At 47.2% G+C, this 21,915-nt stretch carries 21 protein-coding genes; 14 read left to right on the top strand and 7 right to left on the bottom strand.

The genetic code is table 11. The annotated features are described in order from the left end of the window. Nucleotides 1-6: 6 nt before the first annotated feature. Both BUA17_RS12705 and BUA17_RS12700 read right to left on the bottom strand, forming a co-directional pair. Nucleotides 7-879: an arylamine N-acetyltransferase family protein gene (locus BUA17_RS12705; RefSeq protein WP_072733823.1), complete on the bottom strand. Its 873-nt coding sequence runs from the start codon at nucleotides 877-879 to the stop codon at nucleotides 7-9. Between the two features lie 132 nt (nucleotides 880-1,011). Continuing rightward, complete coding sequence (locus tag BUA17_RS12700; protein ID WP_083584692.1) at nucleotides 1,012-2,187, bottom strand: DUF6688 domain-containing protein; 1,176 nt, start codon at nucleotides 2,185-2,187, stop codon at nucleotides 1,012-1,014. 261 nt (nucleotides 2,188-2,448) lie between these two features. On the opposite strand from BUA17_RS12700, the gene greA reads away from it, so the two are divergent. Further along, nucleotides 2,449-2,925, top strand: coding sequence for a transcription elongation factor GreA (gene greA, locus BUA17_RS12695; RefSeq protein WP_063565893.1), 477 nt, complete (start codon nucleotides 2,449-2,451; stop codon nucleotides 2,923-2,925). A 74-nt stretch (nucleotides 2,926-2,999) separates the two neighbouring features. Here the strand turns inward: greA and BUA17_RS12690 are convergent, their stop codons facing one another. Together BUA17_RS12690 and BUA17_RS12685 are read right to left on the bottom strand one after the other, a co-directional pair. Beyond that, nucleotides 3,000-4,349 (bottom strand): hypothetical protein, encoded by a 1,350-nt coding sequence (locus BUA17_RS12690; protein WP_072733821.1) that lies wholly within the window; start codon nucleotides 4,347-4,349, stop codon nucleotides 3,000-3,002. 225 nt (nucleotides 4,350-4,574) lie between these two features. Continuing rightward, on the bottom strand, nucleotides 4,575-5,528 hold the full coding sequence (locus tag BUA17_RS12685) for a hypothetical protein (RefSeq protein WP_072733820.1): 954 nt from the start codon (nucleotides 5,526-5,528) through the stop codon (nucleotides 4,575-4,577). A 211-nt stretch (nucleotides 5,529-5,739) separates the two neighbouring features. Between BUA17_RS12685 and BUA17_RS12680 the strand changes: the two genes are divergently transcribed. The 4 genes from BUA17_RS12680 to rlmN all read left to right on the top strand — a co-directional run bounded on the left by BUA17_RS12680 (nucleotide 5,740) and on the right by rlmN (nucleotide 10,546). Further along, the gene (locus BUA17_RS12680) at nucleotides 5,740-6,420 is read left to right on the top strand and encodes a response regulator transcription factor (protein WP_072733819.1); all 681 of its coding nucleotides are present in this window, start codon (nucleotides 5,740-5,742) and stop codon (nucleotides 6,418-6,420) included. After that, a complete protein-coding gene (locus BUA17_RS12675; protein WP_139295657.1) occupies nucleotides 6,413-7,822 on the top strand; it encodes a sensor histidine kinase in 1,410 nt (469 codons plus the stop codon). Before BUA17_RS12680 ends, BUA17_RS12675 begins: the two co-directional genes overlap by 8 nt. A gap of 88 nt (nucleotides 7,823-7,910) precedes the next feature. Continuing rightward, entirely contained in the window at nucleotides 7,911-9,275 is a 1,365-nt protein-coding gene (locus tag BUA17_RS12670) for a sodium-dependent transporter (protein ID WP_063565896.1), read from the top strand. A 176-nt stretch (nucleotides 9,276-9,451) separates the two neighbouring features. Further along, nucleotides 9,452-10,546 carry a dual-specificity RNA methyltransferase RlmN gene (gene rlmN / locus BUA17_RS12665; protein WP_072733818.1) on the top strand — a complete coding sequence of 365 codons (1,095 nt, stop codon included), beginning with the start codon at nucleotides 9,452-9,454 and terminating at the stop codon, nucleotides 10,544-10,546. 231 nt (nucleotides 10,547-10,777) lie between these two features. Here rlmN and BUA17_RS12660 read toward each other — a convergent pair whose 3' ends face one another. Next, on the bottom strand, nucleotides 10,778-11,218 hold the full coding sequence (locus BUA17_RS12660) for a GNAT family N-acetyltransferase (RefSeq protein WP_072733817.1): 441 nt from the start codon (nucleotides 11,216-11,218) through the stop codon (nucleotides 10,778-10,780). 207 nt (nucleotides 11,219-11,425) lie between these two features. Between BUA17_RS12660 and BUA17_RS12655 the strand changes: the two genes are divergently transcribed. From BUA17_RS12655 to BUA17_RS12635, 6 genes are all read left to right on the top strand, one after another. Further along, nucleotides 11,426-11,866, top strand: a complete 441-nt coding sequence (locus tag BUA17_RS12655) for a MarR family winged helix-turn-helix transcriptional regulator (RefSeq protein ID WP_240343003.1) — start codon at nucleotides 11,426-11,428, stop codon at nucleotides 11,864-11,866. A gap of 53 nt (nucleotides 11,867-11,919) precedes the next feature. Next, nucleotides 11,920-13,020: a glycosyl hydrolase family 8 gene (locus BUA17_RS12650; protein ID WP_348537072.1), complete on the top strand. Its 1,101-nt coding sequence runs from the start codon at nucleotides 11,920-11,922 to the stop codon at nucleotides 13,018-13,020. Nucleotides 13,021-13,134: 114 nt separating this feature from the next. Then, nucleotides 13,135-14,010 carry a diguanylate cyclase domain-containing protein gene (locus BUA17_RS12645; protein ID WP_072733815.1) on the top strand — a complete coding sequence of 292 codons (876 nt, stop codon included), beginning with the start codon at nucleotides 13,135-13,137 and terminating at the stop codon, nucleotides 14,008-14,010. 26 nt (nucleotides 14,011-14,036) lie between these two features. Beyond that, nucleotides 14,037-14,180 carry a hypothetical protein gene (locus BUA17_RS31195; RefSeq protein ID WP_162842446.1) on the top strand — a complete coding sequence of 48 codons (144 nt, stop codon included), beginning with the start codon at nucleotides 14,037-14,039 and terminating at the stop codon, nucleotides 14,178-14,180. Continuing rightward, the gene (locus BUA17_RS12640; RefSeq protein ID WP_072733814.1) at nucleotides 14,173-15,468 is read left to right on the top strand and encodes a glycosyltransferase family 2 protein; all 1,296 of its coding nucleotides are present in this window, start codon (nucleotides 14,173-14,175) and stop codon (nucleotides 15,466-15,468) included. The genes BUA17_RS31195 and BUA17_RS12640 overlap by 8 nt, the downstream gene beginning before the upstream one ends. 157 nt (nucleotides 15,469-15,625) lie before the next feature. Further along, nucleotides 15,626-16,354, top strand: coding sequence for a class I SAM-dependent DNA methyltransferase (locus tag BUA17_RS12635; RefSeq protein WP_063565903.1), 729 nt, complete (start codon nucleotides 15,626-15,628; stop codon nucleotides 16,352-16,354). A gap of 115 nt (nucleotides 16,355-16,469) precedes the next feature. Here BUA17_RS12635 and BUA17_RS12630 read toward each other — a convergent pair whose 3' ends face one another. Next, nucleotides 16,470-17,249 (bottom strand): ABC transporter ATP-binding protein, encoded by a 780-nt coding sequence (locus BUA17_RS12630; protein WP_024629731.1) that lies wholly within the window; start codon nucleotides 17,247-17,249, stop codon nucleotides 16,470-16,472. Nucleotides 17,250-17,334: 85 nt separating this feature from the next. Further along, on the bottom strand, nucleotides 17,335-18,537 hold the full coding sequence (locus BUA17_RS12625; protein WP_170867845.1) for an MFS transporter: 1,203 nt from the start codon (nucleotides 18,535-18,537) through the stop codon (nucleotides 17,335-17,337). Between the two features lie 143 nt (nucleotides 18,538-18,680). Here BUA17_RS12625 and BUA17_RS12620 point away from each other — a divergent pair, with 143 nt between their 5' ends. The 3 genes from BUA17_RS12620 (at nucleotide 18,681) to BUA17_RS12610 (ending at nucleotide 21,877) form a co-directional block, all read left to right on the top strand. Further along, nucleotides 18,681-19,574: a helix-turn-helix domain-containing protein gene (locus BUA17_RS12620; protein WP_072733812.1), complete on the top strand. Its 894-nt coding sequence runs from the start codon at nucleotides 18,681-18,683 to the stop codon at nucleotides 19,572-19,574. Nucleotides 19,575-20,048: 474 nt separating this feature from the next. Next, on the top strand, nucleotides 20,049-20,966 hold the full coding sequence (locus BUA17_RS12615) for an ABC transporter permease (protein ID WP_063565906.1): 918 nt from the start codon (nucleotides 20,049-20,051) through the stop codon (nucleotides 20,964-20,966). Nucleotides 20,967-20,995: 29 nt separating this feature from the next. Further along, nucleotides 20,996-21,877, top strand: coding sequence for a carbohydrate ABC transporter permease (locus BUA17_RS12610; protein ID WP_063565907.1), 882 nt, complete (start codon nucleotides 20,996-20,998; stop codon nucleotides 21,875-21,877). Nucleotides 21,878-21,915: the final 38 nt, after the last annotated feature.

Raw genomic sequence — 21,915 nt, 5'->3', positions numbered from 1 at the left:
GTCGCTTCATACCTGCTTTGTTCTTTTCCATTCCTCATGTGCAGCCTGTACCCGTCCCCACATTTCTTTGCGTTCCACTTCTGTGTAATTCACCAACGGTTCGTGGAATTTCTCAGCTAATACGTCTTTCCAATCGGTGTAGGTTTGAATCTCCTTTTTGCGGATACCATCGCGGTCATGCGTCCGGAGCATACATCCACGTAGTTCGTTGCTTTGGAGAGCATGCCTCTGACGGAGCAAAAATGCGTTATGCCAGGGCGAATCGGCTGACTGGCTGTAGAATTCATGCTTGGGAATGAACTCCTCCAGGTTGGTAAGCTCTTCGGGAGCGAAGTCGACACCCTCACTTGGCCCGTTCGGCTCATATTCAAGTCGCCATCCGCCAGGAGCAACAGATGAAGGCATTAATGTATACGTAAATGGCGCCGAACCGTAGGTTCCATAACGAAGAGGAAGCGGTTCAAAGGGCATGCCGCCCAGACCGACGTCCACAATCCAACGTTCCACATTCGGGTCTTCACCTGGCAAAGAGACGGAAAGACCGAGATGGAACGAGTTCACACGTGGCTGCTCTCCGAATGGCTGAACTCCGGCACGATGCCAATGCACCGTATATCCCAGAGAGCGAAGCAGAACGCTGAATGCGCCATTCAGATGAAAACAGTAACCACTCCGGCCTTGCAATATAAGCTGGACCGATTCTTGAAGATCAATGCCCGCAGGCCGACCTGCAAAAATATCGACCGTTTGCCAGGATAGATGCTGCACATGTGCCTGCTGGATTTCGGATAGGAATTCCAGGGTGGGTTCCTTGATATTATGAATGCCTATCCGTTTCAGGTAGGCCTGTATTTCAGATGGAGTCAATGTAACATTCATCCAGATCACCTCGAGTCATGTAGTGGGCGTATTATTAATTGCTGCTGCCCTGAATTCATTGTAAAAGTGAACGGATAAAATGAATACACTGGTTTGGTTCAATTGTACCGGTACAGTTAAAATTCCGTTTTTCTAGAAACGTGTATATTTTCCTCGCATCTCACTGTACTGGATATGAATTCGGTTTTCAGGGTGAGCGTCTGTTGTATAAAGGACGATGAGGAATAGCCACTCGAGTGGTTTCATCAATAGATAGACGATATCGGCGGTCCATTTGGAACGAATATGTTTACTAATTGGATATCCATAGCGATTGTACAAACCTCGAACTAAGCCATGGAACCGCGGTGTATACTGCTCCATAACATGCTCGAATGCGTTGGCGATCATGAGTTGCCGGTTAACGTGAATGATGTGGCCATGTCGTATGCCTGCTCGCACGGGTTTGACCCATTTTTGATGTCCACCGGCTGCAACTGTACATAGATAGTGCCCATCACCGGGAATCATATTTGGCGGTGGAGCCGGCAGTCTGGAGTAATTGAAGCTGCTTGTATCCAGAAATACGCGAATGGCGCTATCCGGGCGTTGTCCAAACAGAACAAGGATCAATTGTATAACAAGCTGTATGGGAAACATCAGAATGGTCCACACTATCGGGGCGGTATGAAAGCGAATGATAGACCGGTATAGCAGTCGTTGCCATTTTGGTAAATGCTCCATATCCATAGACGTTGGATATTCAACCAGAGTAGCCTCGATAAAGCCATCCCATGAACGTTTCAATCGACCAATATAAAGGAAGATAAGTGATAGATAGCTGCTCTGCAACAGAAGCACAGCAAACATCAAGAACATACCCGTCTCGGTGTACCAAGCAATGCTAGTATGCGTGATATAGACGATACCCCAAACGATATTTAATACAAGGATACTATTGCATAAGGTGTAAATGATCGGTGAGAGCTTACCTGGACGTGTGAACATTGCTAAATAAGCGAGCAAGCCAAGCAATAACGTGACCAAAAGGACAAGAAGACTACGGTGATCCAGCGTGGCGTAATTGGATGCCATCAGGCCGGAGTCTTCATACATGGATAAGGGTTCTCCTCCCTGAACACCCATACTGTCTATTGCAAGACCTGCTGCGAAAAGCAATAGAGTGATGGTCAGAAAAATAAATTCGAACACCTTGAGAAGTTTTCGGCCATTTCCCGAAGCCTTTTTCAGGAAACTATTCAACATAATCCACCCGGAGGCAGCAGGAAGGATCAGGAAGAGTCCTATGAATTGAATCGTTGCATACAAAATATTTCCTCCTTCGATAGCAGTATCGTCTATTGTAGGTTAGAAGACTTTATATGGCAATAATGACCATTATAGAAAAAATGCGACATCGTATTGAGATGATTCTAGGTTTATTACCTATATATAGTAAGTAACAGTAAAGGTTACGCATACACATCTTTCCATCAATGGGAGCGTTATTTCTTTTTCTTGGTATGTTAACCGTTTGGAGTGGATATAGGTTAGAATATAGATAGAAAGCAAGATTAGGAGATGGAAAAAATGGCTAATGATGAAGTGATTTTGACACAGGAAGGCTTGGAAAAGCTGGAGGACGAACTGAGGGAATTAAAGACGGTGAAGCGTAAGGAACTGGCGGCGCGTCTGAAACTCGCGATCAGTTACGGTGACCTGAAGGAAAATAGTGAGTATCATTCAGCCAAAGATGATCAGGCTTTTATGGAAACCCGCATTTTGATTCTGGAGAAAATGCTGACCAAAGCAAGAGTCATCACTTCGGACAATATCGACTCGAACAAAGTAAGCATTGGCTCAACTATTCTGCTTAATGATATCGAATTCGCCGAGAAGATTGAATACATGCTGGTTGGTCCGGCCGAGGCGGATGTTGCTGATAACAAAATATCGTACGAAAGCCCGCTTGGCAAAGAACTGATGGGCAAAGAAGTAGGCAGTGTCATTCATGTCAATGCGCCGATGGGCATTATCAAATATGAGTTGCTTGAAATTAAAATTTAATGGGAATAAAGGTGTTTCGGCAACCATGGAAATGGCTGTTGGAACACCTCTTTTTTATTCTTGCAAAATAATATTCAGCTACGTTTTTTTCGTCCATCCAGAATTTCACGGGTCATGGCAAATACAACCCAGAGCAGGATCACGATATGGATCATCGCAATGGAAATACCCATGCTGTACATCAAGCCATTGGTCAGTCCCGAACCGTGCATGCTAAAGCTCGCTCCATGTCCTCCGCCAAAGTTACCATGCTCACCACCGATGCGAGATAGCCCTTCCCCAGCTCCAAAGTCGCCACCAGAGCCCGTGCTCATGATCATGGCAATATTTACGTATGTAGTCAGGGAGAAGGTGATTGCAGCGTACATCCATTTACGTTCAAAGAACGGAACTAGAACCAAGAATAACAAAGCAGGTATGCTGTAACGCTCATGAATTTCCGTTGGCAGCATAAAGAAGGCGAGATTCACCGCTGCACCTGCAATGAGCAGGGATGGAATACGAATTTCCTTAATCAGCAGTAGATAGGCCGCTACTCCAACCACGGCAATGGCAAGCAGCAGCAGACCAAACATTTTATACGTTACTATGCCAAACAACACCGTAGCATCGCTGGTTCCCGGATCACCAAGCAGGTGATACCAGATATTCATGGCGTTCAGCGAAAGCTGCGGATACATATTAACGGCGCTTCCGTAGGCGTTGGATAGCATGGTGCCGAGGGTTCCGTTTGCAGCAAAATAGAGAAGCACAGGCAGGATAGCCATCATTAATCCTGCTACAAATAGAAACGTGCCGCGAAATCGCCTGTGATAAAGCTGGCGTAGTAATACAATACCGATCACCGGAACAATGACAATCGCCTGAAACTTTGCCAGCAGGGCAACGGAGAACAATACACCCGCCAATAGAGGATTACATAGCAGCAGAACGGTAGACAGCACCATTAATGTACTGTGCAGGATGTCGATCTGTCCCCACATGGCGCTGTCGACCAGCAGACCGGGGTTGAAGGAAAGAACTGCAAGCAGAACCAACCGTGCACCAGAGCTTAGCTTTTTGAATGTAAGAGTCAAGACCGCCAAGGACAGCATATCAAAGGCGATAGGCAGTATTTTCAGGGACAGATTGCCAGCTGAGGCGGTTATGCCGAGCCCACCCAGTATCCAGCGGTACAACCCCAGAATGAAGATAAACACGGGGGGATAGTTCTGATCTTTTCCATACAGGTATGATTCACGAACCCCGTATTGATGGACGGCATTCATCCAATCGACGAACAGGGACTGATCTCCGATATAACCCCTGAATTGTGTTCCAAGGTACAAACGCAGCAATAGACCGCCAGTGAAAATTAGAGCCGCATACAGCCAGAAATGCCTGTTCCATCGGGTATTTGGATCTCTGTAGCTCAGTGTGTTCATCCTTCTCCTCCTCAGCATGGGCGATTGAGATTGGTGCAAGTATAGGTGACCAAGCTGAAAAAGGGATGAATTTTGGGTCATGTTTTACTCGGATGGAAGCTTAAAGTTTGCTGAAAGCCAAGGAAGTGAAAAGATGTATCATGCAATAGATGGAGAGAGGGTCCTGTGAACAGGACCCTCTCTTTTTATGGTTTGGTGGTAGTTTGGGGTTAATGGGGAAGGGGATTAGCTGGCTTGGTTACATTGCTCGGTTACTTGCTCTTTGGCATAGGTATGGAGTGTTTCCGTCAGTTTGCTGGAATCCACGCCTTTTTCTTTGGCAATCGCAGTTAACGTTTTTCCATTCTTCAGTTGGGTTTGCAGCTCATCTGCGGATGTGTTGAACAACTGGGCAGCCTTGGCCAAATAACCGCTGTCCTTGAATTGCTGCTGCTCTGTGGTTAAAGTACCGGTCGTGTTTTTCCAGGACTCATTCAGTTGAGAAGTGACCCAGCTTTTTTCTTTGGTTACGACAGTATTAATGACTTTGCTCTTGTCTACGCCCTGATCCTTGGCAATATCAACGATGGATTTACCAGCCTTGATTTGCTGATTCAACTCCGTTTGCGACAGGTTGAGTGCAGATGCCGCGGCAGATTTATTCAGACTAGTCAGGTTATTGGATGACGTGGTATCCGTTGATTTTGCTGTAGCCGCAGCCGTCTTGGATGTGGTTGAAGTGGTCGTAGACGTTGTTGTTACCGTCGTTACGGTGGTCACTTTTTTGGTCAGGGAATTATTCAGCTGCTTGGTCAGGTCTGTCTTGATAGAAGCCACTTTGGCTTGCGTGAGCTTGCCGGACTTCTGATCACTTGCGAGCTTGGTCAGCTGTGGCTGCAACAAGGCGTTGGTTACTTTAGTTGTGCTGACGCCCTTTGTTTTAGCCAGATCCGCCAACGTTTTACCAGCCTGGAATTGCTTTTGCAATTCCGTTTTGCTCAGGCCGAGTACTTTTTGCAGCGATGTATTGGAGCACAGGGAGTTCTGATCCAGACTGATATTATATCCATTCGAACTCACCTTGGCATTCGTTGCAGCAGAGACTTGAGTTACAGCGGTCGGGGTGGCGGCAAATACTGAAGCCGATGTGGCAGAGAAGATCATCGTTGCACCCAGCATGGCAGGAATCCATTTTTTCATTGTACATTCACTCCTAATTTTGATTTATTTTTTGTTGCACCCTTACTGTAATCCCGAAAGGTGAAAAAACGGAGAAAGACAGACTGGGGTATTTTTACAAACGCGATGTATTGGACACGGACCATCTGGAAGTGCGAGAATGTTTGAAAATTAAACCGGGCAGGGTTGGCGTGCTCGTCTTTATCACATACTGCTTCTTAGGAGGTTCACATTGACTACACACCGCATACTGCTTGCTGAAGATGATTCCTTGTTGGGTGAGTTGATTGTTCATATGTTGGAGAAAACCGGCTTTGGGACTGTAGAATGGGTGGGAAATGGGGAAGACGCCTATCACTATTGCATGGATTCTCATTATGATGTGGCTGTACTGGACTGGATGCTGCCTGGATGGACAGGGCTATCCGTATGCAAGAAATTAAGAGAGAACGGCTATGCTGGAGCAATCTTGATGTTAACCGCCAAGGACGCGCTGTGTGACCGGGTTCAGGGATTGGATGCAGGAGCAGACGATTATCTGGTGAAGCCATTTGAATTGGAAGAGCTTCAAGCCAGGCTGAGAGCCTTGTGTCGCCGTAATTATGCACCGCTGCTGGAAGAGGTTGCTGAGCTGGATGGTCTGTATCTGAATCGTTCCAGCCTGACGCTGAGTATGGAAGAGGAGGTCATCCAGTTAAGCCCTCGTGAATTTCAGATGCTGGATCTGTTGTTACGGAACAAGAGCGCTACCCTCAGCCGCGAATTAATCCTGGAACGGATCTGGGGGTACGACTCGGACGTTTCGACCAAAATTGTGGATGCCACGATTAAGCTGCTGCGCAAAAAGCTTGAGCTATTCAACAAACAACACCTGATCCATAGCATCCGAGGGGTGGGCTACAAGCTTGAATAATAGAAAACGAATAGGTAGAGACGAACAAGGCATCCACCCAGGAAGAACTGAAGGAAATTTGTTCGGTCGTACGCAGGGTCGACTTACCCTCACATACAGCAGCCTGACGATTGTGCTGCTTGCACTATTTGTAGGCGTGGTCTATGTTCTGTTATCTTACATTGTCATCAATGGTCAGAAGGATAATCTTCTCTCTCTCGTTGCGGTTGAGCGGGCTTTGGTGGAAAAGAATATGCAAGAAGGCAAGGCCGGAGATACGCTGGATAATCGAAGGTTATGGGGATCGGGCAGCGACCAGTTCTTTTATTATGTCCTCGGTTCGGACGGCAAAGTGATCTCAGGCAATGAAATGTTCCCTGGGATGCGTTCAGACCTTCTGGGGCTTGTACAGGACTGGAAACCACGTGCCAAGGAGATTAAAGAGGTAAGCCTGAGCGTTCCCGCAGATGTATTGGATAACGGAGAGGAAGATGCTGCACCTGTTGCACCATCGACTCTCCATCTGATGGTAACCGGCCAGAACGTGCTGACCAAGAATGGTCCAGAAATGACGCTCTATGCGGGTATTAATGTAACGCCGCAATACAAACTGCTGCACAGGCTGCTAATGCTGCTAATTTTATTGGCGATTCTGTTTGTATTTATTGCCTGTCTCATCGGTTGGCTGATGTCCCGTAAAGCGATGGTTCCTATTGTGAAATCCTACAATCGACAACGTGAGTTTGTAGGAGATGCTTCTCATGAGCTGCGCACTCCGCTGAGCGTGCTGCTGGCATCCGTTAACGCCCTTGAGCTGGAGCTTGGACAGGACGCACCTTCTTTTGCCAGAAGAACCCTTTCCAACATGAAAGATGAGATCAGGCGAATGACACGTATGGTGCAAGATCTACTCGTTCTGGCACGGTCTGACTCGGATGAGCTTGAACTGGTCAAGCGGGATTTCGATTTTCGTCCGATTGCCGAAAAGACGATGCAATCCATTCGGCGTCTCAAAGCGGCAAAGGGCATTCTAATGGAGCTGGAAGGGCCTGATAAGATGGTTCTCAATGGCGATCCGGAGAAACTGAGACAGGTACTGACCATTTTGCTGGATAATGCTGTGAAGTTTACTCCACGGGGTGGGGAGGTTCGCGTGGTGCTGTCGGATCGGGATGAAGAGGGACGTCCTATCTTCCATTTGTCTGTAGCAGATACGGGAGTTGGCATCAGGCCGGAGGATGTGGAGCGAATCTTCGATCGCTTTTATCGTGGGGACAAAACACGTACACGTGGTCCGGGAGGACACGGTTTAGGGCTTGCGATTGCGAAGTGGATAGTGGAAGCCCATCATGGTCAGATTGCTTTGTTAAGGGAAGAAGGCAAGGGCAGCATATTTAATGTAGACATTCCTGTAAATAAATAACATTTCGATTAATTTCGATTTTCGAATGACCTGAGTGGATGACTGTTATATAATAACGGAAAATCTTAGAACAGATGGAGTAGATATAATGAATTTCAGTAAGTCCAGTAATTCCAATTTGAATCAAGACGAACCGGGCAAAGGTGAACGCTTCTCACAGGCCGGATTTATCCTGGCTGCCATTGGTAGTTCAGTGGGTCTCGGCAACATGTGGAAGTTTCCTTATATTACGGGAGAGAACGGGGGAGCGGCGTTTTTCCTGCTCTTTATCGTTTGTCTCCTATTGATTGGTCTGCCCGTATTGCTGGCTGAGCTTGCGATTGGTCGTAGCGGCAGAGGAAGCGCGGCTACGGCCTTTATTAAAGCGGGTGGGCAAAAAGGGTGGCTTGCGGCTGGTTTGCTGCAAGTATTGACGCCGTTTATCATTCTTTCCTTTTATGTCATCATTGCAGGCTGGACGCTGCAATATGCAGTGACGTCATTCAGCGGCACGCTGTATAACAATCCTGACTATGCTGGGCAATTTGGTGATTTTGTAGGCGGTTATATGCCGATTGTCTGGCAGCTGATTTCAGTTCTGATTACAGGCTGGATCGTAGCCAAAGGGGTATCGAATGGGATCGAGAAATTTAACAAAGTGCTGATTCCAGCGATGCTCGTTCTGCTCATTATCCTGATGGTTCGTGCAGTGACTTTGCCGGGAGCTGGTGCGGGAGTTTCCTTCTTCCTGAATCCTGACTTCTCGCAACTCACGACCGAATCTGCGCTTGTTGCGCTTGGACATGCTTTCTTCTCCCTATCGCTGGGTATGGGTATTCTCGTGACATACGGTTCATATGTTGATAAAAATCAATCGCTCGGTGCAGCAACCATTGCTGTCGGTGCGGGTGACTTGATCTATGCATTCATTGCCGGTCTGATCATATTCCCAACGACATTCTCCTTCGGGATTGCACCAGATCAGGGCCCGTCGCTGATCTTTGTGGCTCTGCCGGCAGCCTTCTCGGCTATGCCGCTGGGCTTCGTGTTTGGTGGGTTGTTCTTCGTGCTTCTAGCGATTGCGGCGTTAACTTCGGCTGTATCCTTGCTGGAAGTTCCGGTGAAATATTTCATGGAGAGACTATCCTGGAGCCGGAGTCGTTCGGTATGGACCATCTCACTTGCGGTCTTCATCGTTGGGCTTCCTTCGGTATTGTCGCTCGGGTTATTCCCTGAATGGAAGATTGGCTCGAAGAGTGTGTTCGACTGGATGGACTTTATGGCGTCCAACATTTTACTTCCGATTGGTGGATTGCTCGTTACTATTTTTGCCGGATACTTCTGGAAAAAGGCAGCCGAAGCTTCCGGCCTGCGTGCAGGCTGGTTCCGGGTATGGCTGTTCATGCTGCGTTATATAGCGCCAATCCTGGTGCTTCTGGTTCTGCTGCACACCTCCGGTATTATTCACTTCTAAACGGTTGGGAATTGAAGTGGAGAAGTAAGCTACTGTGCAGATTTGCCATTGATAAAACCTCTTGGAAGAAATGCAAAAGCCCTTGTGTTCCCTCGTCAATTTTGGGACAATACAGAGTAGAGGTTTTTTCGATAGACCGATAAGCCATATGCTTTTTGCGAAAAGAGGACAATAACATGATTAAATCATCCATATATGGATTAACATTAGAGCAACTACGTGACTGGCTGCCGGAGCACGGACAGAAGAAATCCCGTGCTTCCCGCATCTGGGAATGGTTATATCAGGAGCGTGTGCACGATTTTACAGACATGACGGACGTGCGTCAGGAATGCCTGGATGTCATTTCCGAGCACTTCACGATGAACTCGCTGAGTGAACATGTGAAGCAGGAATCCGCAGACGGCACCGTGAAATTTCTGCTGCGTATGCAGGACGGTAATCTGATTGAAACGGTCTTAATGCGCCAAAGATACGGTCTCACTGTATGTGTAACTACTCAAGTGGGATGTAATATTGGTTGCAGCTTCTGCGCGAGCGGGCTGATCAAGAAGAGCCGCGATTTGTCCGGTGGTGAGATTGTAGAACAGATTATGCATGTACAACAGTATCTTGATGCAGCTGGTCAAGGCGAGCGGGTAACTAACGTGGTCGTAATGGGAATTGGCGAGCCGTTTGACAATTTCCAGAACATGACTGACTTCATCGAAGTGATCAAGCATCGTAAAGGACTGGCGCTTGCGGCTAAACGGATCACCGTATCCACGAGTGGGCTACCTGACAAGATCAAGGAATTTGCAGACAGCAGTCTGCAGGTTAATCTAGCAATCTCCCTGCACGCACCGAATAACGAACTGCGGACACATATCATGAAGATCAACCGGGCCTTCCCGATTGAACAATTGATGGATGCAGTGGATTATTACCTGGCTACGACGAACAAGCGTATTATGTTTGAGTATATTTTGCTCCGGGACGTCAACGATCAGCGGGAACATGCAGCAGAACTGGCTGAACTGTTGTCCAGTCGTAAGAGTATGGTCAGCATCAATCTGATTCCGTATAATCCGGTGGATGAGCACAGTCAGTATCAACGGAGTACGGAAGAGTCCATTCTGGGCTTTTATGATACGTTGAAAAAGAATAACATTAACGCAACTGTACGCATGGAACATGGTACCGATATCGATGCAGCATGCGGACAATTGCGCAGTAAGCAGATGAAAAATAATGCCACTGAATCTCAGCCAGGTCGTCTGGCTTTGGGATAAGGATGCAAGAGAAGAAGTCAGGTTAACGCCTGGCTTCTTTGTCACGTTATTGCAGTCAAATTGATATAGAAGGTGCAAGCTAGTTTGCAAAACAGAAACTAAGGCGTGTACGATTCGTTACAATCCCAAAATGGTTGAATCTCCATTAATAGCACTGACTGGGTTCATTAGAAACCAAAAAGAGCATCCCAAAGTCTTGTTCTTGAACTTTGAGAATGCTCTTTTTGATATTTATTTTAAGTTCTTGGTCATCAGCAGATGAGGAATGCCATCTTCCATGAATACGTCCGAGACTGCCGTGTATCCGAGACGTTCATAGAACCCTGAGGCTTGTACCTGTGCGTGCAGCTTGGCTTTCTCCAGCCCTTGAGCGAGAGCCATCTGCTCCAGCTTATCGATCAGCACACGACCAAGTCCATGTTTCCGATAATCGATCATGACACAGATCCGTTCCAATTTGGCAACATTTTCGACCACACGTAGTCTGGAAGAGGCGGCAGGAACGCCGTCTACGTAGAGCAGGATATGTTTTGCTTCCGTATCCAGTGCATCATAAGCATCGAATTCGTCCTCAGCCGGCACCCCTTGCTCTTCAACAAAAATAGCGGTACGAATGGCGAAGCAGGCATCGAGCAATTCCTGGTTATTAGCTTCAACAATAGTTGTATTCATGAATGTTTCTCCTTTAGTCAATCGTAATTCTATTCTGGCATGGTAAACTGGTAGATAGCTTGAATATATACCTGTTCGATGTGTTATCATGTTTAAAATTTAAACTGATTCAATTCAGTTATATCATCAATTATGTTGCGAATGCAACAATTTTATAGAGGGGTGAATCCATTGACTGAAAAAAAAGAAGTGTTGCGTGAAATCGGCATGATTGCCCGCTGTTTGGATTCAATCAGCAACGTTGAATTCCAACATCTGAACTTGTCTCGTGGACAGTATTTGTATCTTTATCGCATATGTGAGAATCCTGGTATTATCCCCAACCAGCTCGCTGAATTAATCAAAGTGGATCGGACCACTGCGGCCAGAGCCATCAGCAAACTGGAAGCGGACGGGTTTGTCGTCAAACAGTCGGCAATGGGTAATAAAAAGAATAAGTTGTTATATCCGACAGATGCGGGTCTTGAAGCCTGGGAGTTCATCCGCAGGGAGGGTGTTCATTCGGACCAGGTAACGCTGGAGGGCTTAACGGAGGAAGAGATTGAGATTGCGGTTAAGCTGCTGCGCCGGATGCGCCACAATATTGAGGTGGATTGGAAATTCGTCAAAAAGGGCGGCCGCCGACCTTATATGGATCAATCTGAATGAGCAAAGAGTGATATTCCAGAGCTGTAACAACACAGGAGGGAAATATGCAGGTCATGAACCGGAAAAGACTGGTGTGGTTGGTCATACTGGCAGTTGGTATCGCGGCAGCATGGATTATTTTTATGAAGGAGCGGTTTGTGATGAACGATCCATCCCCGACAGTCTCTTTTGTACAGAATCATATGACCAATTCGAATGGCACACTGGCCACTTATCTTCAGGATGCTTCGTCAGAAGATCCAAATATTGTGGCAGGTCGGGAGGCTTTGTCTGAATCCATCGGACTGTGGATGCAATACGCCGTAACCAAGAACGATCAGGTGTTATTTGAGCAGAGTTATGATCTCTTAAAGACTTATTTCCTGATGCCTCAAAACTATATTGCCTGGAAGCTGGATGCGGAAGGGAAGTCTCATGTGACCACCAATGCGCTTGGCGATGATTTTCGAATCGTCGGGGCATTATTGAAGGCGGCAGATCAATGGGAGCAGGGCCGGGAGGAGAAGCTGGGAACAGCCAATCATATTGTCCGTACACTGACGCAATCCGTTCAGACCAAGGGGTATTATGTTGATTTTCACGATTTCGCTAATGGACATTCACCGGATATATTAAGTCTGGTTTATATTGATCTGCAGGCGCTGCAAGCGATGGAAGAGCATGAAATGCTGGAACCAGGAACCTGTAACAAATACGAATCTCTGCTGAAAAGCATGCCGGATGACGGCGTATTTTACCCTAAAACCTTTAATGTTGTAACGAAAGAATATACATATGATGATACGGTCAATCTAATTGATCAGCTAATTGTCGCCAACCATTTAACGGCAACCAACCGGACGCCGGACAAGCTTATTGCTTTTCTGAAAACAGAATTCGATACCCGTCATCAGTTGCCGGGCCAATATAAACGTACGGGGCGTACACCCGCCGTATCCTATGAATCTCCATCCGTTTATGGACTCGCCATGCTGCTCGCTGTTCAATCTGGTGATCCAAAATGGGCCAAACAGCTGTATAACCATATGATCGCCTTGCGCAGTCTGGATAACGCTTATCCGGGAGGGTACGTATTTGATGGCAATACACATATGTTTGATAACCTATTCCCTTTACTTGGCGAGACTGAATTACAAAAGTTCCTTAAAAAGTAATTATTCTGTCATTTTATATTTTTAATATTATGTTAGCATAATATTTGTCTAATCATGTCATAATTTGTTGTATTATAATTATCACTATCAAATTCTACTGGAGAGAAGGTAACTATGAGGAACAAAGCACCCATTCGTCTTATTGCATGGGGATATGCCAGTTTGATCGGATTAGCCGTGATCCAGCAACTCGTTGTCTATCTTAAAATTTATATGAATCAGAGTTATACCATACTGGATGTGGTGTTCAGTATCGCCTCGCTTGGTGCGCTGGTTCTTGGTTTTGTGATACCTGTCGGAGTGTCTGTCGTCGCCGGATTTGTATATCTGGTCTCTTACTTTGTCTGGCTTGTTACCTATGCAGATGTGAATGTGCTTACGTTCTCATGGTGGCTATTAATCCCGGCTAATGTGGCTGTGGCTGCTTTTGTTAAGGCAAGTCTTGTGCGCAGTGCCCGTGTCATGGAACGTCTGCAGGAGCTGCAGGAACGTAATCCGCAGATTGATCCAGATACATCCTTGGGCAACAAGGAAGCTCTTGCCGATACGGTCATTAAGCAAAGCAATCTTGCCAGACGTTATTCGGAGCAATATGGGTTCAGCATGGCCATGTTCAAGATTGAATTTTTGCCATTGGTACTGGAGTCACTTGGTTCCGTACGATATGCACAGTTTCTGCTTGAGCTGTCCAATACGATCCAAAAGCAAATCCGGTATGAGGATTACAAGTTTTATGTGGATCGGGGACGGTTTGTGATCATTTGCCCGATGACCGATGTGGGGCACTTGCCAGTGCTTACAGAACGGATCAAAAAAGCGATGATGGACCTGCAGATGATTGATAAAAAAGGCAATGAACTACAGACGGTTATTCGATCCGGTGCACTGGTATTCCAGAAGGAACAGTTCGGCAAGTATGAGGATATTGATGCTGTTATTGCCGCGCTGGAACGGAACACAGAGACAGATCTCATTGGAGAGTATATCTAAAACTAGCGGGAAAGGAGAGATGCTCTGTGGACTATATGTCATGGTTCATCCCGATCTGCATCGCCGTCAGCTGTATGTTCGCGGTTTTTACAATTGTATTAACGATTGCCACTCTTCGCTTTCGATCCAAGGTGAATCGCAAGTACGATCGGAGGAAGGTAAGTGGCTGATTTTATATTGCTATTATCGATATTTAGTATATGGATTGCCGTATTTGAATCCATAGTCATTATGGCTGGAGCCGTTCGTTTTATCCAAAAACAGGACAAAAAGGGGATTCAGATTCCTAAGAACATGGATCATTATCCAACCGTAACCGTCATGGTACCTGCACATAATGAAGGATTGGTTATTGTAGCTACCGTGGAGCATATCCTGCGTCTGAATTATCCTGAAGATAAGGTTCAGATCATCGTTATTGCGGATAACTGCACGGACGATACAGCGGAGAAGCTGCGGACATTTCTGAGCCAAACCAGTTATGTACATCGGAATGTGACTGTTATGGAGCGTAAGGGTACGGGAGGCAAGTCTGGTGCATTGAATGACGGTCTAGAGATATCTACGGGTGAGTGGATTTGCATCTTTGATGCAGATGCTGCCCCTGAGCGGAATTCCCTGATGTTTCTAACACAGAAGTCTTTGGAAAACCCGGAACAATACGGTGTCGTGTTTGGCAGAAATAAAGCTCGGAACCGGGGACAGAACTTCCTTTCCAAATGCATTAATCTGGAGATCATCACATCACAGCGGGTTTACCACACAGGGCTGTGGGAATTATTCCAGCTGGGTTCCATTCCGGGGACCAATTATATTATTAAAACGGAGCTAATTCGTGAGATTGGCGGCTGGGATGTTACAGCGATCACGGAAGATACGGCATTATCCTTTGAGATTTTGAATCGAGGGCAATTCATTGCCCTTGCGCCCCAGGCAGAAGCCTATCAACAAGAGCCGGAAAAGGTCGGCGTGTATATGAAGCAGCGTGAACGATGGGCAAAAGGGAACTACCAGGTTGTTTTGGATAATATCCATAACCTGTTCAACCGGTCCAGCTGGCGTAACAAGTTGTTGGTTATCTATTATGCGGTCAGTTACTTTTGGTTTATGCTCGCCATCATTGTATCGGATATCATCTTTCTCGTTAATCTGGTCTACCAGGTCATTGCGATATTCAAACCGGGAGTGAGTTCACCGTTCCAATTTGCCGGAGATGCGTATGTATTTCTCGTCATTGGATGGGCGTTTATGTACTTTATATATGTATTGCAGATCAATCTTGCACTCGCGGCAGACATTGGACAGAGCAATACTCGTAATTTCATATACGCCTGTGTATCCTATTTTACGTATGCGCAGCTGTTTATTCTTATCTCGATCAAAGCTTTCTACTCTTTGGTAATGGACAAGATCAAGAAACGTGAGAGCAAATGGTACAAAACGCAGCGTTTTGGCTGAGCCATTATAATCATCATCTTCTAATACGTAAGGGCTGTCTGCTGGAGTATTTCGGGCGACAGCCTTTTTGCTGTAGAAACCTATGCCGATATTCTGTATAATCTTCCAGGCTGAATATGAGAGCTGAACTTCATTACAGTAACGGAGGGGTTGCGCAATGAGCGAACGGGGATCGGATTTTTACGAAGATGGGGCCAATTTCGAGAAGTATATGGAACGCCGGCAGTGGCAGGAGAATGCCAATGATACGTTGGAGAAGCCTGTAATGCTGGAGTTAGTCGGAGACGTTGGGGGCTTGAGCATATTGGATCTCGGCTGTGGGGATGCAAGGTTCGGAGCAGAACTGTTGGGTCCCGCCCACCGTGGTGGCAGTTACACAGGAATTGAAGGTTCAGTGAATATGATTCAGGTAGCTAATGAATCGATAAAGGGTCAGAACGCACAGATTGAGCAAGCGTATATGGAAGATTGGAGCTATCCCGCAGATACATATGATCTGGTCATATCCAGACTGGCGATTCATTATATTGAGGATGTGGACAGCCTATTTCGCAAGGTATACCATACGTTAAAAGAGAATGGCACATTCGTATTTTCGGTAGAACATCCTGTGATCACGTCAACGTTGCAGCCTTCGGGGGTCCGAACCAACTGGGTTGTCGATCAGTATTTTGTGGAGGGATTTCGGGAGCAGCAATGGCTTGGAGGTACGGTGAAAAAAATGCATCGTTCCATCGAATCCTACTATATGGCATTACAACAGGCAGGATTTCAAGTACAGCATCTGCGGGAATCGGCGCCTCAGCGTCAGCATTTTGTGAACGAGGAGACGTACCTGCGCAGACAGCGGATTCCGTTGTTTTTATTCCTGTCTGCCCGGAAATAATACACAGAAAATTGTGGATAATTCATAATATAGCCAAAGAGCCCAAAAACCTGTCCACATGTGGATAAGATTTTGGGCTGCTTCGACTATTCTGACTGTGAGTAGATATAAAAAATTATTTATCCGATGCTCTGACATATACACGTTCTCCATGTCGGTCCACATCCACAGGTGATTCAAAAAAGTTACTCAGTACGTCTTTGTTCATCAACTCACTGGTTAATCCGCTATTCACGATCTCACCCCGCCGGAGCAGCAGGCTGTGACTGAACACAGGCAATATTTCCTCCGTATGATGAGTCACGTAGATGAGCGAAGGGGTATCCGGCTTCTGCGTCAGCTCACTGATACTTTCAAGTAGCCGCTCTCTAGAGAACAGATCGAGCCCATTGCAAGGTTCGTCCAGAATGAGAACACGCGGGTTAGCCATCAGGGCTCGGGCAATGAGCAGCTTCTGCTTCTCCCCCTGGGAGCAGGTACGGTATTCGCGATCCCACAGATGCTGACAGCCGAGCGTATGCATCAATTCTCGTGCTTGATCCAGATCCTCGTCGGACAGTTTATCGTATAGTCCGATGGTGGCGTGTTTGCCACTAATCACGACATACTGGGTGCGGTCGGTGCCATACAATTTCTCCTGAAGGGAGGAGCTGACCCAGCCAATCGACTTCCGCAGCTCACGCAAATCCACATCCCCGTAACGGTGTCCGAGCACAGATATTGTACCTTCTGTGGGCCAGAGATATCCGGTGATCATGTTCAGGAGTGTGGTTTTACCAGAACCATTCAGGCCAAGCAATGCCCAATGTTCGCCTTCGTTTACACGCCAGCTGACATCGTTCAGCAGGGTGATTGGTCCCCTTTTCCAAGTAACATGCTGTACATCAATGATCATGGGTTATTCCTTCCTTCTGTTTAGCCTCTGTCTCCATTATCCTGACCTTATTGTAGTCACAAAACGACTGACGTTTCAATGCATATTAGGCGTTTCTTGGCCGATCCCGGCGCAGGAATACAGCATACACCCCGAGCAGCGGCAAAAAAGAACATAGCTTGATGACGAATGAAATGCTGGTCACATCAATCAGGGAACCGAGCACAACCGAGCCGAGTCCCGCCATGCCGAACGACAGGCCGAAGAACAATCCCGATACCGTCCCAATATGACGCGGCAGCAACTCCTGTGCGTAGACAATGATGACACTGAAGCCGGACATCAGAATCAAACCGATGATGCCGCATAATACCATGGATAGAGCAGGTCCCGCATAAGGCAGCAGCAGTGAAAATGGTGCAGTACCCGCGATGGAGAACCAGATCATCGGTTTACGTCCATAACGGTCAGCCAGTGGGCCGCCGAGCAGGGTTCCAACCATACCCGCAAATTGCAGAACGAACAGGCAGATCTGGGCCTGCGAAAGAGGCAGGTTATACGCATCGGCGTAATAAAAGGCATAGTATCCGGTCATGCCGGCAATATAAACGAATTTGGAAAACAGCAGCAGGATGAGGATCCCCATTGTAAAAGCGATAAATCCCCGACTTACAGGTTGGGCAGCAGGCTGCACAATGCCATTTGCCTGTACAGGCTGTTGCTGACGGCTGCGATTTTCCGCCAATTTGTCTCTATACCAACGGCTAACGGAAGACTGGATAAAGATCCCGATTAGGGCAAAAGCCATTAGCCACAGAAAACTAAGCTGTCCATGCGGGAGCAGGATAAAGGCAACCAGCAACGGGGCGAGAGCCTGACCTGTGTTGCCACCGACCTGGAAGATGGACTGTGCCATTCCGCGTCCTCGACCTGCCGCCAGATGGGCAACGCGTGAGGATTCGGGATGCAGAATGGATGAGCCTATGCCGATCAATGCTGCGGAGACAAGCAGCATCCATAGCTCGGAAGATAAGGCAAAGCCGAAAACACCGATCAGGGAGAACAACATGCCTCCGGGCAGTAGGATTGGCATGGGCTTGCGATCAGACATATAACCGACCAGCGGCTGTAGAACCGATGCGGTAATATTCAATGTGAAGGCAATCCAGCCCATCTGGGCGAAACTGAGCTGCATGGTCTGCTGGAAAAGCGGAAAAGCAGACGGAACAACGGTCTGCATCGCATCATTCAGCAGATGGGCGAAGCTGACTCCGGCAAGCGCCCAATTGGCGGAGTGATTGATTTGCATTTTGCTTACAGCGGCTTGTGCCACGGGAGATCACCTCGAATTATTTTTTTTACCATGATAAAAGATACAGACAGATATTGTCTTTGTGAAAAGTGCTTGGAAAGTGAGCACGATTTGCTATAATGTCAGCAGGTGAGGAAACGATGGAATTAAATATGATGCTGAATGGATTGGAATTGTGGAAGGCTTCTGGCGGATTCACCAATGAACCTCATGTGCATGATGACTGGTATCAGGTTACGTTGCCTGTAAGAGGGCAATGCCATCTGGTGCAGGAACAGCATGCTTATCCACTACAAGCAGGACTAGGGATTATTGCACATCCCCGGATGGAGCACTTTTTTGAGATTGGTTCGGATTCCGCGGTTATCGTTATCAAGTTTCGTAAGCCGCCAGCTGGCGGATTGGAGGATTCAGGAAGGCAAGGGGAGCAGACCGAATTTCGGACTACACAAACCTTCGATCCTGCTGAAATTAGCAGACTGTTTCGAGGCTGGAACGCCATTTTGCTGGACGATGCGCCTGAACCATTGCAGATACAGGAAACGGAGCTTGCAGTAGAGACATATCTTGGACGAATGCTGACTGGTCAACCGGATGGGAGTAACCTGATGCTGGCAACCGCAGGAATAGGTGTGGCGGGGAGCGTGGGGTCTAGCCTGGTTTGCGGGCAGCTTTCGAATCTGCTTCAGCGAACTAATAGCAACGGCGGCGCGTTCATCGACCCCCATCTGCGGCGGGTGCTGGAGTATATACACAGTGACTATACAAGTCCAATGGACATTGAATCCATGGCGGCGGTTGCGCACCAGAGCAGATATCATTTTATGCGTTCCTTCAAGGCACTGACAGGTTCAACGCCGTATCAGTACGTGCTGAATTTGCGTGTGGAGGAAGCCACCCGACGACTGCGCCATACAACAGATTCGGTGACTACCATCAGCTTTGGGCTGGGGTTCTCCAATGTCAGTCAGTTCTACAGGGCATTTCAGCGCGTGACAGGTGTAACACCGATGGAGTATCGAAACCAGATGTAGAATCCGAAGAGGTTGAAGCCAAGGGTACACGTATAAAAAATGTAACAATCCTGCGCTGCACCAGAACGCTGGCGTAGGCAGGACAAGAACCGGGCAGAACGAAAGAAACACGTTCATTGCCCTTTTTTCGTGCTTTTTTTGCCCGCTAACCTGTCTCCCAGATCGACAAAAGCATCTAGATCTCTTCGCAAGCAAACACTGATTTTTGTTGTTGCCAAACCAGATGGACTTTGCTAAGATGGGAAAAATAGTTCATGTAAGCGTATACATTTAGGGAAAAATTACAACGTTGTAATTATAGGCTTAAGTTTATATCTACTTCATCAATCGATTCATATTTGTATTAATATTCCATTATTAAAGGGATTTAACGGTTTTTGTATTTAAGGGGATGATTTGATTTATGCATGAAGTGGCATGTTTGTGTTCAAAAATTCAAACGTTGTAATTTTAATGCGAAGGGGAGTCTATGAAGTGAAAAATCGCATGTCCACGCTGTTCAGCCTGATCAAACGGGATAAGTATTTGCTGCTGATGTTCTCACCCATTTTTCTGTATTACGTCATCTTCATGTATGTTCCCATGCCGGGCATGCTGCTGGCCTTCCGCAATTTCATGCCGGGGCAGGGAATGTTCAGCGGGGAATGGGTGGGCCTGAGGTGGTTTGATCAGTTCGTGAATTCCATCTACTTCTGGAGGCTGCTGCGCAATACGTTTTTGCTCGCCTTCCTGCCGCTCCTGTTCGGCTTCTCCATCCCCATTCTGTTCGCCGTCTGTATTGTAGAAATCAAGAATCAGACGTTCAAGCGGTTCGCCCAGACCGTCACCTACCTTCCGCATTTCATCTCCACCGTCGTGGTCGCGGGCATGATTATTAACTTCCTGTCACCCACGGACGGGATCGTGAACACCCTGATTGCCAAGCTCGGTATGGAGAAAGTGAACTTCATGATGGACGCCGGATGGTTCCGAACGATATTCACCAGCTCCGATATCTGGCAGAGCTTTGGCTTCAGCTCCATTATCTACATTGCAGCCATTATGGGCATTGACCCCGAAATGTACGATTCCGGCAAAATTGACGGCGTCAACAAATTCCAGGAGCTATGGCACCTGACACTTCCCAGTATCAAACCAACGATTGTCATCCTGCTGCTCCTGTCGCTTGGAGGCATTATGAGCGTAGGATTTGAGAAAGTATATCTGCTCTATAACGGTGCTACCTATGAGACCGCAGACGTGTTATCCACCTACGTATACCGAATGGGGATTGAAGGACAGAACTACGGATTTGCGACAGCCGTCGGCCTGTTCAACTCCATTATCACCTTTGTGCTTGTGTTCGCGGCTAATACGATGACCCGGCGTCTGACCAAGATGTCACTCTGGTAAGACCATATCCCGACCCAAAGGAGACCTGTATGCAAAAATCGAGAAGTGACCGGTTATTCTACGGATTTGTCTACCTACTGACCATATTGGCAGTCGTCGTTACGCTGTATCCTTTTCTGTACGTGATCAGCATTTCATTCAGCTCAGTTGATGCGATCGACAAACAAAAGGTTGCGTTGTGGCCGGTAGGATTCACTTTGTCCGGGTACAAAATGGTGCTCCAATACCGGGAGTTGTGGGTGTCCTTCTATAACACCCTGTGGTACACCGTTATAGGTACATTGCTGAATATTGTAGCTACGTGCCTCGCTGCATTTCCGTTATCCAGGCAGCAATTTTTCCTGCGCAGAAAGCTGAACTTTTTCATCGCCTTCACCATGTATTTCTCGGGTGGACTCATCCCGGTCTACATGCTGATTACGTCACTGGGGCTATATAACACCCGCTGGGTGATGGTGCTTCCTGTGCTGGTCATTACGTTTAACGTCATGATCTGCCGCTCAGCCTTTGAGGGTATTCCGAATGAAATCTTCGAGAGTGCAAGCATAGACGGGGCCAATGAACTGACGATGCTGTATCGTCTGGCGATACCCATTATCAAGCCAACGCTTGCTGTGCTGACGCTATATTACGCCGTATTCCACTGGAACAACTTCTTCTCAGCCCTGCTATATCTGGGCAAACAGGATATGCAGCCCTTGCAAATGTTCCTGCGCAGGGTGCTGATCATGGCATCACCGGAGGTCATGCAAAAAATGGGTGGCACGATGACCACGGGTGCGCTCGCGGTGTCCACACTTCAGGTTCGGTATGTGTCGATTGTGGTCAGCATTTTGCCAATCGTTACGATCTACCCTTTTATCCAGCGGTACTTCGTCAAAGGGATTACCCTCGGAGCCGTGAAAGGATAGCCTTATTGATCACCATGCTTCACCCAAGGTTGTTCATA

Source organism: Paenibacillus sp. ov031, from assembly GCF_900143165.1.
GTDB lineage: Bacteria > Bacillota > Bacilli > Paenibacillales > Paenibacillaceae > Paenibacillus > Paenibacillus marchantiae.
This window is presented reverse-complemented; position numbering and strand designations above follow the sequence as displayed.